The sequence below is a fragment of the Mesorhizobium sp. WSM4837 genome (assembly GCF_055811435.1).
The window spans coordinates 80,006-94,484 of sequence record NZ_JBVVQE010000026.1; the positions used below are offsets into that span (position 1 = coordinate 80,006).

Here is a 14,479-nt window from a genome sequence, read left to right on the forward strand (position 1 = left end):
AAACTTCGACAGGCTAGTGCAGCGCTCCGCCGGGCCGACGTTGCGCTACATCGTCGCCGCCTTCTCGATCTGCCCGCGGATCTCGCCGTCCTTGTGGGCCGCCGTATGGATGTTGATGTAGTATTTGCCGGCCATCAGGTCGGCAGCCTGCGCGTCGGTCAGGATCGCCCCCCCGTTGAACGGGCTTTTCGGAGCGCCCTTGAACGGGACGACGACGTCGGCATTTTCACCCTTTGCTGCCGGACCGTGAATATGTCCGGCCGTCGCCGGTCCACTGAGACCTGAATACATCACGTTCCAGGTGAGCTGTTTCGTGTCGGTGTTGAAGCCGAGAGTGGCCTCGCCTTTGCCCTCCGTGGTGACGGCTGGATTCTGCTGAGCGCCATCGAGCGTCGCCTTCATCTTCATCATGTCGGCCAAGGCCGGTGAACCGCACAGGAAGGAAGCCGAAACGGCGAGCGCCGAAAGCATCGGCGAGAAGGATTGCATGCGCATGGAATTCTCCGTTGTGGCGATGACATCCGCTGAAGCAGGATGCACTGGAACAACGGTTGTGGCGAGCGGATGTTTCCACCGGTAACGGCTATTTTACATGCCAAAAAAGGGGTGGTCGCCCGTCCCCTTTTTTCGAATTGCGGACCCCAGAGGCCCCGGTTGATGGCCCTTTACTTGATGGCCTTGTCGGTGATGGCGGTCGTGTAGGCGCCGGTTGGCTCCTTGGTGATGATCTTCTGGTCGAGCAGCGCCTTGGCGGTGCGCGCGTAGGTCGCCGGGTCGAGCTTGCCGTCGGCATTGTCGAGCAGCTTGGCGACTTCGCCCATCATGCGCTTCTGGTGGTTCTCGTCTTGGCCGCCATTGTCCATGACGATGCCGGCCGCCTCGTCGGAATTGTCGACGGCGTATTTCCAGCCCTTCATCGAGGCGCGCACGAAACGCACCATCTTGTCCTCGAAGGCCGGATCCTTGAGCTTGTCCTCCAAGGCATAGAGACCGTCCTCAAGCAGGTCGTTGCCCATGGCCGAGTAGTTGAACACGATCAGCTCTTCCGGCTTGTAGCCGGCATCGATGAGCTGCCAGTATTCGTTGTAGGTCATGACCGAAATACAATCCGCCTGCTTCTGGATCAGCGGCTGCACGTCGAAACTCTGCTTCAGCACGGTGACGCCATCCGGGCCACCGTCGGTCTTCAGGCCGAGCTTGTTCATCCAGGCGTAGAACGGATACTCGTTGCCGAAGAACCAGACGCCGAGCGTATGGCCCTTGAAGTCGGCTTCGGTTTTGACCGGGCCGTCCTTCGGGCAGACCAGCTGCATGCCGGCCTTCTTGAACGGCTGGGCGATATTGACCAGCGGCACGCCCTTTTCGCGTGCGGCCAGCGCGCCGCCCATCCAGTCGACGATGACGTCGGCGCCGCCACCGGCGATCACCTGCTCGGGCGCGATATCGGGGCCGCCCGGCTTGATCTCGACGTCGAGGCCCTCGGCCTCATAAAAACCCTTGTCCTTGGCGACGTAGTAGCCGGCGAACTGGGCCTGCGTGACCCATTTCAGCTGCAGCGTCACCTTGTCTGCGGCCATCGCCTGGAACGCGGCAAGCGACATCGCGCCGGCCAGCATCGAAACAACAAGTCTTTTCATGCTTTTACCCTCTGGAGTTAAGTGTTTACCGTTTTAGGACCAGGACCTTCAATCCAACCCTGATTCCAAACCCGCCACCGCCCTATCCACCACGGACGGAGGGATGCCAAAACGTGACTGCTCTCTCGAAAAGAGCGACCACGCCATAAAAGACCGAACCCGCAAGTGCTGCAACTGCGATTTCGGCCCAGACCATGTCGATATTCATCCGTCCGACTTCGGTCGAAATCCGGAATCCCATGCCGACCACCGGCGTGCCGAAGAACTCCGCGACGATGGCGCCGATCAGCGCCAGCGTCGAATTGATCTTCAGCGCATTGAAGATGAAGGGCGCTGCCGCCGGCAGCCGCAGCTTGAACAGCGTCTGCCAGTAGCTCGACGCATAGGTGCGCATCAGGTCGCGTTCCATATGGCCGGAGGCGGCAAGCCCGGCGACCGTGTTCACCAGCATCGGGAAGAAGGTCATGATGATGACGACGGCGGCCTTCGACTGCCAGTCGAAGCCGAACCACATGACCATGATCGGCGCCACGCCGATGATCGGCAGCGCCGACACCATATTGCCGATCGGCAGCAAGCCGCGGCGCAGGAACGGCACGCGGTCGGCCGCGATGGCGGCAAGGAAGCCGGCGCCGCTGCCAACGACGTAGCCGAAGATCACCGCCTTGAAGATGGTCTGCCGCACGTCGGCGGCCAGCACCGGCAGCGAATTGGCGATGCGCACGCCGATGGCGCTTGGCGGCGGCAGCAGGATGAAAGGAATGCCGGCGCCGCGCGTCACCGCCTCCCAGATGATCAGGATCCAGGCGCCGAAGATCGCCGGGATGATCAGCCGCAAAGCGGTCGCCGCCCAGCGCAAGGCCGGGCGAAGCGCTGACAGCACCGTCACGCAGCGCCAGGCCAGAAGCCATGCCGCGGCGAGCAGCAGATAGAACGACGCGCGAGCGGTGCCTTCGTTGCCGGTTATGCCGGCGAGCAATAGCCACGCCGCGCCATGCGCCCCAAGGAAGAGCAACACCACCCCGACTGCCGGCGGGAAATTATCGGCCTCGATTGCCAGGAGCAGCAACAAAAAAATCAAAGCCGCGGTACCGACACCATAGCCGAGCGCCGCATCGACAAGCGGCCAAAGAAGCAGCGCGCCGGCAAGAAGGACAAGCGCGGCATACCCTTGCCACGAGCGGGGGGTGATCGACGAAAGGCTCAGGAGGGAACTCATGCCGGCCTCCCGCCCATGGCGCGGTCGACGAGGCGCCCGGCAATTCCGACCACCATCACCAGCAAGGCCGCCACCACCGAGCCGGCCACCAGCGCCGACCAGATGTCGATGGTCTGACTATAATAGGCGCCGGCGAGCAGCTTGGCGCCGATGCCGGCGACGGCACCGGTCGGCAACTCACCGACGATGGCGCCGACCAGGCTGGCGGCGACCGCCACCTTCATCGAGGTGAACAGGAACGGCACCGATGCCGGCACCCGCAATTTCCAGAAGGTCTGCGAGGGGCTGGCATTGTAGGTGTGCATCAGGTCGAGATGGGTGAGTTCGGGCGAACGCAGCCCCTTGACCATGCCGACCGCCACCGGGAAGAACGACAGATAGGTCGAGATCAGCGCCTTCGGGATCAGGCCGGTAACGCCGATCGCCGCCAGCACGACGATGATCATCGGCGCCACCGCGAGGATCGGAATGGTCTGCGAGGCGATGATCCACGGCATCAGGCTGCGGTCGAGCGTCGCCACATGGACGATGCCGACGGCAATCAGGATGCCGAGCGCCGTGCCGAAAGCGAAGCCGAGCAGCGTCGAGGACAGCGTCACCCAGGCATTGTAGACAAGGCTGCGATTGCTGGTGACCTGGCGCAGAAACGTGTTCTCGAAGAAATTCACGGCCACCTGATGCGGCGCCGGCAGCGTCGGCTTGGGCTGCGACATCGTCTTGCCGATGAACTCCACGATCCCCGGTGTCTCGCCGGCACGGCGGTCGAGATCGCGCTGGAACGGCGCGTTGAGGATGACGGCGAAAACATACCAGACGACCACCACGCCTGCGAGGATCGAGGTCACCGGAACGATCTTGTCGCGAAAGGAGTCCATCTAGCGGCCCTCGCCAGACGGCACACGCTCTGCGTGACGCGCTTTCGTCATCCTAGGGCGAAGCCGCCGCGAAGCGGCGGGCGTAGACCCTAGGATCCATTCCGTGACTTCGGCCGAATGGCCCAAGCGGTCCAGAATATCCGCCAACCAAGCCACCGCAGCCGACGTTCCCTCAAGACAGGGAGCGATGTTCCGCACCGTTGCGGAGCGGGGAGGTAACGGCATGGATCCTAGGGTCTGCGCCGCGGCGCTTCGCTCCTTGCTTCGCCCTAGGATGACGAAGGCGTGGTTGGCCGTGCTCTCGATGAACGCCGCTTCGCGGCGGCTCCGCCCTAGGATGACGAAGGCATGGGTGGGCCCGCTGGCCCCGTCGGGGAGAGGAGAGAGCCCATCCCGCTCAATCCTCATAGCTGTGCCCTGCCCTGAGCCCGTCACGCACCCGCGCCGCGATCGCCAAAAACTCCGGCGTCTCGCGAATGTCGAGCGGCCGCTTCTTCGGCAGCGTCGATTCGATGACATCGCTGACGCGGCCCGGGCGCGGCGACATGACTATGATCCGCGTCGACAGGTAGACCGCCTCGGGAATGGAATGGGTGACGAAGCAGATGGTCTTGTTGGTCCGATCCCAAAGCTCCAGCAGTTGTTCGTTGAGGTGGTCGCGCACGATCTCGTCCAGCGCGCCGAACGGCTCGTCCATCAACAGAAGATCGGCATCGAAGGCTAGCGCCCGCGCGATCGAGGCACGCTGCTGCATGCCGCCGGAAAGCTGCCACGGGTATTTCTGCTCGAAGCCGGACAGGTTGACGAGATCAAGCGTGCGCTTGATGCGCGCCGCCTGCTCTGCCCTCGACAGGCCCATGATCTCCAGGGGCAGCGCCACATTGCGCTCGATCGTGCGCCACGGATAAAGTGCGGCCGCCTGGAAGACATAGCCATAGGCGCGGTTTTCGCGCGCCTGCTCCGGCGTCACGCCATTGACGGAGATGCTTCCCGATGTCGGTTTCTCGAGATCGGCGATGACCCGCAGCAAGGTCGTCTTGCCGCAGCCGGACGGCCCGATGAAGGAGACGAATTCGCCCTTGCCGATGGTCAGGTCGACATTCGACAGCGCCTGCACCGGACCGTCGCTGGTCTGGAAGGTCAGGCCGAGCTTGCTTGCCGAAACGACGGCTGGCGACTGTCCGGTCATAGGCCGCAGCCTGGCTTTTCGCACCGCCGCCGCGCCGGCCGCACTCCCGTTGCTTTTGCCAAAATGCTGCTTTCCACTTATCTTGTCCCACTCGATCGAGAGTTTGCCCGATGTCGTCCAAACCCACCTGCCATCTTATCCGCCCCGAAGGCTCTTATGAAGGCAAGCAGGGATTGAGTTATTTCACCGGCATCGCCGCCGAGACGGTCGGCTCTACCGGCATCTGCATGCACCTGCTCACCATGCCGCCCGGTGCCCGCGCCAAGGCGCATATGCACGAAAGCCATGAGACGGCGATCTATGTGCTCTCCGGCGAGGTCCATACCTGGTATGGCGACCGGCTCGAGCAGCAGACCGTGGCCAAGGCCGGCGACCTCTTCTACATTCCCGCCGGCGTGCCGCATCTGCCGGCCAATCTGAGCGACAGCCCGGCCTCGGCGGTCATCGCCCGCACCGATCCCAACGAACAGGAAAGCGTCGTGCTGCTGCCGCAACTGGATGGGCTGGTCGCCTGAGGTCGGCTTCAGTGCAATCGCTTCAGGTTTGCGCTGCCCCTGAGGGGCGGCGCCGACTTCGACAAACCCGCGCAAGCTCACACCCCGGTCGCCGGAATGCCTGATCGTTCCACCTTGCGCGGCGCGGAAATTTCCTTCCAGGTCGACAGCGCCCGATTGACCGCGGCATTCGGCTCGCGGCCGACGAACTCGCCATGGCCGGGCTTCGCCTTGACCTCGTTCTCCTGGATCGACAGTTCGCCGCGCGAAAAGACGAAGCGCGGCAGGCCGGTCACCTCGAAACCTTCGAAGACGTTGTAGTCGATCACCGATTGCTGCTTCTTGGAGGTGATCGTCTTCTTGCGCTTCGGGTCCCAGACGAGGATGTCGGCGTCGGCGCCTTCGACGATGGCGCCCTTCTTCGGATACATGTTGAGGATTTTGGCGATATTGGTCGAGATCACCGCGACAAACTCGTTCATCGTCAGCCGGCCGGTGTTGACCCCGGTGGTCCACAGCACCGGCAAGCGGTCCTCGAGCCCGCCGGTGCCGTTCGGGATCTTGGTGAAATCGCCGACACCGTTGCGCTTCTGGCTGGTGGTAAAGGCGCAATGGTCGGTCGCCACCACTTGCAGCGATCCGGCCTGCAGGCCGGCCCACAGCGAATCCTGGTGCAGTTTGTTGCGGAACGGCGGGCTCATGACGCGGCGCGCCGCATGGTCCCAGTCCTTGTTGAAATATTCGCTCTCGTCGAGCGTCAGATGCTGGATCAGCGGCTCGCCGAACACCCGCATGCCCTTCTGCCGCGCCCGGCGAATGGCTTCATGGGCCTGCTCGCAGGAGACATGCACGACATAGAGCGGCACGCCGGCCATGTCGGCGATCATGATGGCGCGGTTGGTCGCCTCGCCTTCCACTTCCGGCGGCCGCGAGTAAGCGTGCCCTTCGGGGCCGTTGTTGCCGGCGGCCAGCAGCTTCTGCGACAGTGCGGCGACCACGTCGCCATTCTCGGCATGGACCAGCGGCAGCGCGCCAAGGTCGGCGCAGCGCTGGAACGACGAATACATCTCGTCGTCGTCGACCATCAGCGCGCCCTTGTAGGCCATGAAGTGCTTGAACGAGGTGATGCCCTTGTCGACGACGGTGGCCATCTCGTCGAACACCTGCTTGCCCCACCAGGTGATCGCCATGTGGAAAGAATAGTCGCAAGACGCTTTCGAGGTCTTGTTGTCCCACATCTGCAGGGCCTCGAGCAGCGACTGCTGCGGCGCCGGCAGACAGAAATCGACAACCATGGTGGTGCCGCCGGCAAGCGCGGCGCGGGTGCCGCTCTCGAAATCGTCGGCCGAATAGGTGCCCATGAACGGCATTTCGAGATGGGTGTGCGGATCGATGCCGCCCGGCATCACATAGCAGCCGCTGGCGTCGAACTCGTGGTCGCCATGCAGGTCCGGCCCGATGGCGATGATCTTGCCGTGCTTGAACAGCACGTCGGCCTTCCAGCTTCGATCGGCGGTGACGATGGTGCCGTTCCTGATGACTTTGGTCATTTTCTTGTTCCCTTGTTTTTCTCGCGCTTCTTGGTGAGCGGCCTGCTTGATTAGATCGGTTCGGGATCGAGCCCTGAACGGCCTCTACATGACTCCAACTTCCCGCAATATCTCCTCGACGCAACCGTCGAAAGAATTTGCCAGGTCTCCTGTCGAAAACCGCAGCACACGATAGCCCTGTCGGCCAAACCATGCATCGCGTATTCGATCCTTGTCCATCTGCTCCGGCGTGAAGTGATGCTCTCCATCGACCTCGATGACGAGGTTCTTCTCATGTAACACGAAGTCCGCAATGTAAGGTCCGATCGGCGCCTGCTTCCTGGCATGCAGGCCGTAGAGGCGACGGAACTCTTTCAATTCAGACCAGAGCTTGCGTTCACCATCCGTCATGTTCCGGCGCAGTGCCCTGGCACGCTTTATGGCGGCTGGATCGATCGCGCTCGGTGCCAAGACGAGTACCCCCACCCTCAATCCCTCCCCACAAGGGGGAGGGAGGCTTTTCGTCGCACTACCACAGCTGAACCCATCAAAGCTTTCGCCACAGGAAGAGGAGCCGGCATTGCCAGTCCCCCTCCCCCCTGTGGGGAGGGGTTAGGGGTGGGGGTACAGCGCCGACGTCTCACTCCACAATCACCGCCGTCTCCACCACTGCGTGGAACAGCACGTCGGCGCCGGCCGCCGCCCATTCCTTGGTGATCTCCTCGGCCTCGTTGTGGCTGAGCCCGTCGACGCAAGGGCACATCACCATTGCCGTCGGCGCGACGCGGTTGATCCAGCAGGCGTCGTGGCCGGCGCCGGAGACGATGTTGCGATGCGTGTAACCCAGGCGCTCGGCTGCATCCCGCACAGCCTTGATGCAGCCCGGATCGAAAGTCACCGGATCGAAATGGCCGACCTGGTCGATTTGATATTGGATGTCGAGCGCTTCGCAGATCGTGTCGATGCCTTCGCGAATACGCCCGTCCATGGCGTCGAGCACTTCCTTTTCCGGCGAGCGGATGTCGATGGTGAACATGGTGCGGCCGGCAATGATGTTGCGCGAGTTCGGATAGACTTCCATGTGGCCGACCGCGCCGACGGCGTCGGGCTGGTAGTCCATGGCGATCTCGTGCACCAGCTCGATCACCCGCGCCATGCCGAGCCCGGCATTGCGGCGCTTGGGCATCGGCGTCGAGCCGGTATGCGCCTCCTTGCCGGTCAGCGTCACCTGCAGCCATTTCAATCCCTGGCCATGGGTGACGACGCCGATGTCGATGCCCTCGTCCTCGAGGATCGGGCCCTGCTCGATATGCAGCTCGAAGAAGGCGTGGATCTTGCGCTCACCGACTTTCTCGCTGCCTTTCCAGCCGATGCGTTCGAGCTCCTCGCCGAATTTCTTGCCGTCCTTGTCGACATGTTCGTAGACGTCGGCCTGGTCGAGGACGCCGGCGAACACGCCGGATGCCATCATCGCCGGCGCAAAGCGCGCGCCTTCCTCGTTCGTCCAGTTGGTGACGACGATCGGATGTTTTGTCTTGATGCCGAGTTCGTTGAGCGAGCGCACGATCTCCAGGCCGCCGAGCACGCCAAGCACGCCGTCATACTTGCCGCCGGTCGGCTGGGTGTCGAGATGGCTGCCGACATAGACCGGCGGCAGATCGGGCTCGGTGCCCTCGCGGCGGGCAAACATCGTGCCCATCTCGTCGAGGCCCATTTCAAGTCCCGCCGCCTCGCACCAGCGCTTGAACAGCTGCCGCCCCTCGCCGTCCGCGTCGGTCAACGTCTGGCGATTGTTGCCGCCGGCAACGCCGGGGCCGATCTTCGCCATCTCCATTATCGAATCCCACAAACGGTCTGAATTGATTCGCAGATTCTCGCCCGGAGCGGCCATTTCTAAAACCTCATCGATTGCGCAGCGTCCCCCAGGGAAAGCTGCGCCGCGTTTCTCAATCCACCGCCCTCAGCACTTCACGCACATGGTCGATCAATTCGTTGATCTGGCCCTTGGTGATGATCAGCGGCGGCGACAGCGCGATGATGTCGCCGGTGGTGCGGATCAGCGCGCCGCGCTCGAACGCTTTCACAAAAGCCGAGAAGGCACGCTTGGTCGGACTGCCGGGGATGGGCGCCAACTCGATCGCACCGATCAGGCCGATGTTTCTGATGTCGATGACGTTCGGCTCGCCCTTCAGCGAATGCAGCGCGTCTTCCCAATACGGCGCCAGTTCCTGGCCGCGGGTGAGCAGGCCCTCTTCCTTATAGGTATCGAGCGTGCCCAGCGCCGCCGCACAGGCGATCGGATTGCCCGAATAGGTGTAGCCGTGGAAGAACTCGATCATATGCTCGGGGCCGGTCATGAAGGCGTCGTGGATTTCCTTCTTGACGAACACCGCGCCCATCGGGATGACGCCGTTGGAGACGCCCTTGGCGGTGGTCATGATGTCGGGCGTGACGCCGAAATAGTCGGCGGCAAACGGCGTGCCGAGACGGCCGAAGCCGGTGATGACCTCGTCGAAGATCAAAAGGATGCCATGCCTGGTGCAAATCTCGCGCAGCCTCTCGAGATAGCCCTTCGGCGGCAGGATGACGCCGGTGGAACCCGCCACCGGCTCGACGATAACGGCCGCGATGGTCGAGGCGTCGTGCAGCGCGACGATGCGCTCCAACTCGTTGGCCAGTTCCGCGCCATGCTCGGGCACGCCCTTGGTGAACGAATTCTTCTCCGGCAGGTGGGTGTGCGGCATGTGGTCGACGCCGCCGAGCAGCGTGCCGAACATCTTGCGGTTGGTGACGATGCCGCCGACCGAGATGCCGCCGAAATTGACGCCGTGATAGCCGCGCTCGCGGCCGATCAGGCGGGTGCGCGAGCCCTCGCCTCTGGCGCGGTGATAGGCGATCGCCATCTTCAACGCGGTCTCGACCGATTCCGATCCGGAATTGGTGAAGAACACGTGGTCCATGCCCTCCGGCGCCAGGTCGACCAAACGGTTCGCCAATTCGAAGACGATCGGGTGACCCATCTGGAACGCCGGCGCATAGTCGAGCTCGGCGGCCTGGCTCTGGATCGCATCGGTGATCTTCGGCCGGCAGTGGCCGGCATTGACGCACCACAGGCCGGCAGTGCCGTCTAAAACCGTGCGACCGTCGCTCGTCGTGTAATGCATGTCCTTGGCGGACACCATCATGCGCGGCGCCTGCTTGAACTGCCGGTTTGCCGTGAACGGCATCCAGAATGCGCTGAGATCGTTCGGCGTGACTTTCAGCCGGTTGGACATGACCAAGACTTCCCCTTGTAACCTGTTTCGGTGCGGCTAACGCTTGGTCTTCCCGACACTTGGTCTCTGCTGCGTTTTCGTGCTACGCAAATTTTGACCGATTGGACAAACGTTAGCACCGCCCTGTCGGCGGTCAAGGGATTACTAGCGGAAATGCGGCAGCTGAGGCGCGCTCCACAGGCCGGAGAAAAACTGGTCCAGAGAATTGGTCCAGATCGCTCTCCAACCCAGGATATGCCGCAGTGACGGCCGACATGGAAATTCCCGCTCCTCGCCGTACCCGCATCCAGCAGGAAAAGCGCGAGCTGATCCTGGAGGCGGCGCTCGAGGTGTTCTCGACCAACGGCTTTCGCGGCTCGACCATCGACCAGATCGCCGAAGCCGCCGGCATGTCGAAGCCGAACCTGCTCTACTATTTCCGCCGCAAGGAGGACATCCACGAGACGCTGATGCAGCGGCTTCTCGACACCTGGCTGGCGCCGCTGCGCGAACTCGACGACATCGGCGATCCCTTGACCGAATTGCGCAGCTATATCAGGCGCAAACTCGAAATGGCGCGCGACTTCCCCAGGGAAAGCCGACTGTTCGCCAACGAGATCCTGCAGGGCGCGCCGCGCATCATGCCGATGCTGGAAGGCGAGCTGAAGACGCTTGTCGACGAGAAGGCCGCCGTCATCAAGGGCTGGATGCGCGCCGGCAAGATCGCGCCCACCGACCCCTGGCACCTGATCTTCTCGATCTGGGCGACGACGCAGCACTATGCCGATTTCGACGTTCAGGTCCGCGCCGTGCTCGGCCCCGACCGCGGCGGCGACGGCCGCTTCGAGGATGCTGCAAGGTTTCTCGAGCAATTGTTCATCGACGGGCTGAAGCCGAAGAACTGACGCTTCAGCAATAGGGTTTGACGGATTGAGACCGTTTGCCAGAGGCTGCGGCGGCTGCCTCCGCGAGGCGGCCACCGAACCTTCAAAGCGGCTGCGCCGCCAGCGCCAGGAAACCTCCAGTCAGCGCCACGTTGCCGACAAAGCCGTTGATGCGCGACGCGCGCTCGGGCCCCTGATGATCCCAGAAATTGTGGAACATCGGCGTGGCCACCATCAGGAACAGCACCAGGCACAGAGCCGCGGCAGCGGTCCAGACACCTGATATCACCAGCGCTCCGGATACGATTTGCAGGACGATCCCCAGCCACAGCATCAGCCGCGCCTGCGGCACGCCTCGCGTCGTCATCAACTGGGTCAGGAAGCCTGCATTCTGGATGTTGCGCAGGCCGGCAAAGACAAAGGCGCCGCCAAGCAGCAGGCGTGCGGCAACCAGAATCTCATTCTCAAAATTCGACAACATGGGTCTTGATCCCAAAGCAAAAAGAGACGCGCGGGGCGTTAAGGCCGCGCATCCAGTTTCCTCTGCTCAGGCGGCCTTGGCCGCCGCTACCGGATGAATGGCGTGGAAGGGAACGCAGAGGCGGTTCCAGGTGTTGATCATGCCGATCGCTACGGACAGCTTGACAAGTTCCTCTTCCGAGAAGTGTCCAAGCGTTTTTGCATAGAGATCATCCGGCACGCCGCTGTCGGCGATCTTCGTCACCACGTCGGTCCAGGCGAAGGCAGCACGTTCGCGCTCGGAAAACAGCGGCGATTCCTTCCAGGCGGAGACGAGATAGAGCCGCTGCTCGGTCTCGCCATCTCGGCGCGCCTCGCGGCTATGCATCTCGACGCAATACGAACAGCCATTGATCTGCGACGCCCGCAGCTTGACCAGATGCAGCAGGCTTGCCTCGAGCCCGCACTCGTCGACCGCCTTGTTGAGCGCCGATACCGCTTTCATGATTTCCGGCGCCGCGCCGAAGAATTGCAGCCTCTGTTTCATTCTCTTACCCTTCACGCTTGCTTGGTTGAACTGGATTTCTGCGGTCGTTGATGGCGCTCGACAAAGGCGCAGTTGGCGGCGACTGAACGGGGATCGGCGTCGCTCATATAGTCGGCAACGATGTCGGACAGCCGGGCCTCGGCAAGAGCAACGCGATAGGCGCGCTCGGCCTTCAGCATCGCGACGCTGATGCCGCAAGGTTTGACATAGGCGGAGGCATCGAGCCTGGCCGGCCCGCGCTGACGGATTTCGCCGCAGCGGAAGGCCGGTTCGCGTCCTTCCACGGCGAGCACGATGTCGAGCAGCGTTATGCGCTCCGCCGGCCGCGCCAGCCGGAAACCGCCCGATGGCCCGGGCACCGATTCCAGGATGCCCGACGCCGTCAGCGCGTTGAGATGCTTGAGCAGATAGCTCGGCGACAGGCCGAACGCTTCCGCCATGGCAGCACCCGGCATGGTCGCCGCGCCTTCCACGCCGGCAAGCATGGCGGCGCAGTGGATGGCCGCTTCAACGCCCTCGCCCAGCTTCATTTTTCTGAGTCCCAATTCATGGATATATCTTATCGTGGATAATTTTTATCCGCAATAGGAAATTAAGAGTCTCGACTATGGATGGCTGCGCTGACGGCGATTTCATCCGATCGATGGCGCCGCCCCTCATTGCCCTGCCGGGCATTTCTCCCCGTAAACGGGGAGAAAGACGCCGGCATCGACGTTTTCGCCAATCTCCAGCGTTGCAGAATAGAGAGCCAAGGCCGCGGTCAGCGGGCTTCTCCCCGTCCACGGGGAGAAGGTGCCGGCAGGCGGATGAGGGGCAGCGCCAACCTCGAGGATTCAACCGCTTCGACCGGGAAGAAACTTACTCCGCGGCCACCTTGGCCATCGGGTTGTTCGGATGCGTCGTCCAGTTGGCGTAGACCGGCGACACCGGTCTGCCGGTGCGCTGGTCGATGACGCCGGCCGCCAGCGGCTCCATGGTGATGCAGTTCTCGACAGGACAGACATTGACGCAGAGGTTGCAGCCGACGCATTCGGCCTCGATCACCTCGAAACGTCTGACGCCGTCGACGATTGCGGTGATCGCCTGGTGCGAGGTGTCCTCGCAGGCGATGTGGCAGCGGCCGCACTTGATGCAGGCCTCCTGGTCGATATGCGCCTTGGCGACGTAATTGAGGTTGAGGTATTGCCAGTCGGTGACGTTAGGCGTGGCGCGGCCGACGATGTCGTCGAGCGAGGCATGGCCCTTCTCGTCCATCCAGTTTTCCAGGCCGGCGATCATCTCCTGCACGATCTTGAAGCCATAAGTCATCGCCGCCGTGCACACCTGCACATTGCCGGCGCCGAGCGCCATGAATTCGGCAGCGTCGCGCCAGGTGGTGATGCCGCCGATGCCGGAGATCGGCAGCCCGTGCGTTTCCGGATCGCGGGCGATCTCGGCGACCATGTTCATGGCGATCGGCTTCACCGCCGGACCGCAATAGCCGCCATGCGAACCCTTGCCGTCGATCGTCGGCTCCGGTGCGAAACTATCGAGATTGACGCCGGTGATCGAATTGATGGTGTTGATCAGCGACACCGCGTCGGTGCCGCCGGCAAGGGCGGCACGCGCCGGCTTGCGTATATCGGTGATGTTCGGCGTCAGCTTGGTGATGACAGGCATGCGGGTGTTGGCCTTGCACCAGCGCACCACCATTTCGATGTATTCCGGCACCTGGCCGACGGCGGCACCCATGCCGCGTTCCGACATGCCGTGCGGGCAGCCGAAATTGAGCTCGATGCCGTCGGCCCCGGTCTCCTCGACCACCGGCAGGATCGCCTTCCACGCATGCTCCTCGCAAGGCACCATCAGCGAGACGACGATGGCGCGGTCGGGCCAGTCCATCTTGACCTGCTTGATCTCGCGCAGATTGGTCTGCAAGTCGCGGTCGGTGATCAGTTCGATGTTGTTCAAGCCGAGCAGGCGGCGATCGGCGCCCCAGATCGCGCCATAGCGCGGGCCGTTGACATTGACCACCGGCGGCCCCTCTTCGCCGAGCGTCTTCCAGACAACGCCGCCCCAGCCCGCCCTAAAGGCGCGGATGACATTGTAGGCCTTGTCGGTCGGCGGCGCCGAGGCCAGCCAGAACGGATTCGGAGATTTGATGCCGACGAAATTGTTTCTGATATCTGCCATGCTCATGCCCTCCCGTTCGAGGTCAGTGCCCGGTGGATCGATTCGGCCGCGGGGGGGGGGGCGGCGGGGGGCGCGGCGGGGGGGGGGGGGGGCCCGCGGGGGACCCCCCCCCCCCCCCCCCCGGGGGGGGGGGGGGGGGGCCCCCGCCGGGGGGGGGGGGGGGGGGGGGGCGCCCCGGGGCGCGGGGGGGCGGCCGCCCCCCCCCCCCGCGGGGGGCGGG

General features: G+C 63.4%; 16 protein-coding genes. 2 read left to right on the forward strand and 14 right to left on the reverse strand.

The genetic code is table 11. The features are described from left to right. Positions 1 to 45: 45 nt before the first annotated feature. From AC0L3D_RS17315 to AC0L3D_RS17335, 5 genes are all read right to left on the reverse strand, one after another. Positions 46 to 495 carry a CHRD domain-containing protein gene (locus tag AC0L3D_RS17315; RefSeq protein ID WP_473645160.1) on the reverse strand — a complete coding sequence of 150 codons (450 nt, stop codon included), beginning with the start codon at positions 493 to 495 and terminating at the stop codon, positions 46 to 48. Between the two features lie 170 nt (positions 496 to 665). After that, complete coding sequence (locus tag AC0L3D_RS17320) at positions 666 to 1,637, reverse strand: ABC transporter substrate-binding protein (RefSeq protein WP_473645161.1); 972 nt, start codon at positions 1,635 to 1,637, stop codon at positions 666 to 668. A gap of 82 nt (positions 1,638 to 1,719) precedes the next feature. Then, positions 1,720 to 2,856, reverse strand: coding sequence for an ABC transporter permease (locus AC0L3D_RS17325; protein WP_473645162.1), 1,137 nt, complete (start codon positions 2,854 to 2,856; stop codon positions 1,720 to 1,722). Beyond that, a complete protein-coding gene (locus AC0L3D_RS17330; protein ID WP_473645164.1) occupies positions 2,853 to 3,731 on the reverse strand; it encodes an ABC transporter permease in 879 nt (292 codons plus the stop codon). Before AC0L3D_RS17330 ends, AC0L3D_RS17325 begins: the two co-directional genes overlap by 4 nt. Before the next feature lie 397 nt (positions 3,732 to 4,128). Continuing rightward, on the reverse strand, positions 4,129 to 4,920 hold the full coding sequence (locus AC0L3D_RS17335) for an ABC transporter ATP-binding protein (protein ID WP_473645166.1): 792 nt from the start codon (positions 4,918 to 4,920) through the stop codon (positions 4,129 to 4,131). Between the two features lie 110 nt (positions 4,921 to 5,030). Here AC0L3D_RS17335 and AC0L3D_RS17340 point away from each other — a divergent pair, with 110 nt between their 5' ends. Next, a complete protein-coding gene (locus tag AC0L3D_RS17340) occupies positions 5,031 to 5,435 on the forward strand; it encodes a cupin domain-containing protein (protein WP_027153830.1) in 405 nt (134 codons plus the stop codon). Positions 5,436 to 5,512: 77 nt separating this feature from the next. Here the strand turns inward: AC0L3D_RS17340 and hydA are convergent, their stop codons facing one another. The 4 genes from hydA to aptA form a co-directional block, all read right to left on the reverse strand. Continuing rightward, entirely contained in the window at positions 5,513 to 6,964 is a 1,452-nt protein-coding gene (gene hydA / locus AC0L3D_RS17345; RefSeq protein ID WP_473645167.1) for a dihydropyrimidinase, read from the reverse strand. Positions 6,965 to 7,048: 84 nt separating this feature from the next. After that, positions 7,049 to 7,414, reverse strand: coding sequence for an endonuclease domain-containing protein (locus AC0L3D_RS17350; RefSeq protein ID WP_473645169.1), 366 nt, complete (start codon positions 7,412 to 7,414; stop codon positions 7,049 to 7,051). Between the two features lie 169 nt (positions 7,415 to 7,583). Continuing rightward, on the reverse strand, positions 7,584 to 8,834 hold the full coding sequence (locus AC0L3D_RS17355) for a Zn-dependent hydrolase (RefSeq protein WP_473628232.1): 1,251 nt from the start codon (positions 8,832 to 8,834) through the stop codon (positions 7,584 to 7,586). Between the two features lie 55 nt (positions 8,835 to 8,889). Continuing rightward, on the reverse strand, positions 8,890 to 10,218 hold the full coding sequence (gene aptA, locus AC0L3D_RS17360; protein ID WP_473628234.1) for an omega-aminotransferase AptA: 1,329 nt from the start codon (positions 10,216 to 10,218) through the stop codon (positions 8,890 to 8,892). 254 nt (positions 10,219 to 10,472) lie between these two features. Here aptA and AC0L3D_RS17365 point away from each other — a divergent pair, with 254 nt between their 5' ends. Next, positions 10,473 to 11,102, forward strand: a complete 630-nt coding sequence (locus AC0L3D_RS17365; protein WP_287068273.1) for a TetR family transcriptional regulator C-terminal domain-containing protein — start codon at positions 10,473 to 10,475, stop codon at positions 11,100 to 11,102. Positions 11,103 to 11,184: 82 nt separating this feature from the next. Here the strand turns inward: AC0L3D_RS17365 and AC0L3D_RS17370 are convergent, their stop codons facing one another. The 5 genes from AC0L3D_RS17370 to AC0L3D_RS17390 form a co-directional block, all read right to left on the reverse strand. Further along, positions 11,185 to 11,562: a DoxX family protein gene (locus AC0L3D_RS17370; RefSeq protein ID WP_287228200.1), complete on the reverse strand. Its 378-nt coding sequence runs from the start codon at positions 11,560 to 11,562 to the stop codon at positions 11,185 to 11,187. Positions 11,563 to 11,628: 66 nt separating this feature from the next. Then, positions 11,629 to 12,087, reverse strand: coding sequence for a carboxymuconolactone decarboxylase family protein (locus AC0L3D_RS17375; RefSeq protein WP_236385727.1), 459 nt, complete (start codon positions 12,085 to 12,087; stop codon positions 11,629 to 11,631). A gap of 11 nt (positions 12,088 to 12,098) precedes the next feature. Beyond that, on the reverse strand, positions 12,099 to 12,617 hold the full coding sequence (locus tag AC0L3D_RS17380) for an RrF2 family transcriptional regulator (protein WP_473645171.1): 519 nt from the start codon (positions 12,615 to 12,617) through the stop codon (positions 12,099 to 12,101). 328 nt (positions 12,618 to 12,945) lie between these two features. Next, a complete protein-coding gene (preA, locus tag AC0L3D_RS17385) occupies positions 12,946 to 14,259 on the reverse strand; it encodes an NAD-dependent dihydropyrimidine dehydrogenase subunit PreA (RefSeq protein WP_287306297.1) in 1,314 nt (437 codons plus the stop codon). Positions 14,260 to 14,261: 2 nt separating this feature from the next. After that, on the reverse strand, positions 14,262 to 14,479 hold a 218-nt coding region (locus tag AC0L3D_RS17390), incomplete at its 5' end, for a hypothetical protein (protein ID WP_473645173.1).

Excerpts from the sequence above, each read along its gene's own strand:
- AC0L3D_RS17315 (WP_473645160.1), bottom strand. The coding sequence starts at position 495 with ATGCGCATGCAATCCTTCTCGCCGATGCTTTCGGCGCTCGCCGTTTCG.
- AC0L3D_RS17320 (WP_473645161.1), bottom strand. The coding sequence starts at position 1,637 with ATGAAAAGACTTGTTGTTTCGATGCTGGCCGGCGCGATGTCGCTTGCC.
- AC0L3D_RS17325 (WP_473645162.1), bottom strand. The coding sequence starts at position 2,856 with ATGAGTTCCCTCCTGAGCCTTTCGTCGATCACCCCCCGCTCGTGGCAA.
- AC0L3D_RS17330 (WP_473645164.1), bottom strand. The coding sequence starts at position 3,731 with ATGGACTCCTTTCGCGACAAGATCGTTCCGGTGACCTCGATCCTCGCA.
- AC0L3D_RS17335 (WP_473645166.1), bottom strand. The coding sequence starts at position 4,920 with ATGACCGGACAGTCGCCAGCCGTCGTTTCGGCAAGCAAGCTCGGCCTG.
- AC0L3D_RS17340 (WP_027153830.1), top strand. The coding sequence starts at position 5,031 with ATGTCGTCCAAACCCACCTGCCATCTTATCCGCCCCGAAGGCTCTTAT.
- hydA (WP_473645167.1), bottom strand. The coding sequence starts at position 6,964 with ATGACCAAAGTCATCAGGAACGGCACCATCGTCACCGCCGATCGAAGC.
- AC0L3D_RS17355 (WP_473628232.1), bottom strand. The coding sequence starts at position 8,834 with ATGGCCGCTCCGGGCGAGAATCTGCGAATCAATTCAGACCGTTTGTGG.
- aptA (WP_473628234.1), bottom strand. The coding sequence starts at position 10,218 with ATGTCCAACCGGCTGAAAGTCACGCCGAACGATCTCAGCGCATTCTGG.
- AC0L3D_RS17365 (WP_287068273.1), top strand. The coding sequence starts at position 10,473 with ATGGAAATTCCCGCTCCTCGCCGTACCCGCATCCAGCAGGAAAAGCGC.
- AC0L3D_RS17370 (WP_287228200.1), bottom strand. The coding sequence starts at position 11,562 with ATGTTGTCGAATTTTGAGAATGAGATTCTGGTTGCCGCACGCCTGCTG.
- AC0L3D_RS17375 (WP_236385727.1), bottom strand. The coding sequence starts at position 12,087 with ATGAAACAGAGGCTGCAATTCTTCGGCGCGGCGCCGGAAATCATGAAA.
- AC0L3D_RS17380 (WP_473645171.1), bottom strand. The coding sequence starts at position 12,617 with ATGAAGCTGGGCGAGGGCGTTGAAGCGGCCATCCACTGCGCCGCCATG.
- preA (WP_287306297.1), bottom strand. The coding sequence starts at position 14,259 with ATGGCAGATATCAGAAACAATTTCGTCGGCATCAAATCTCCGAATCCG.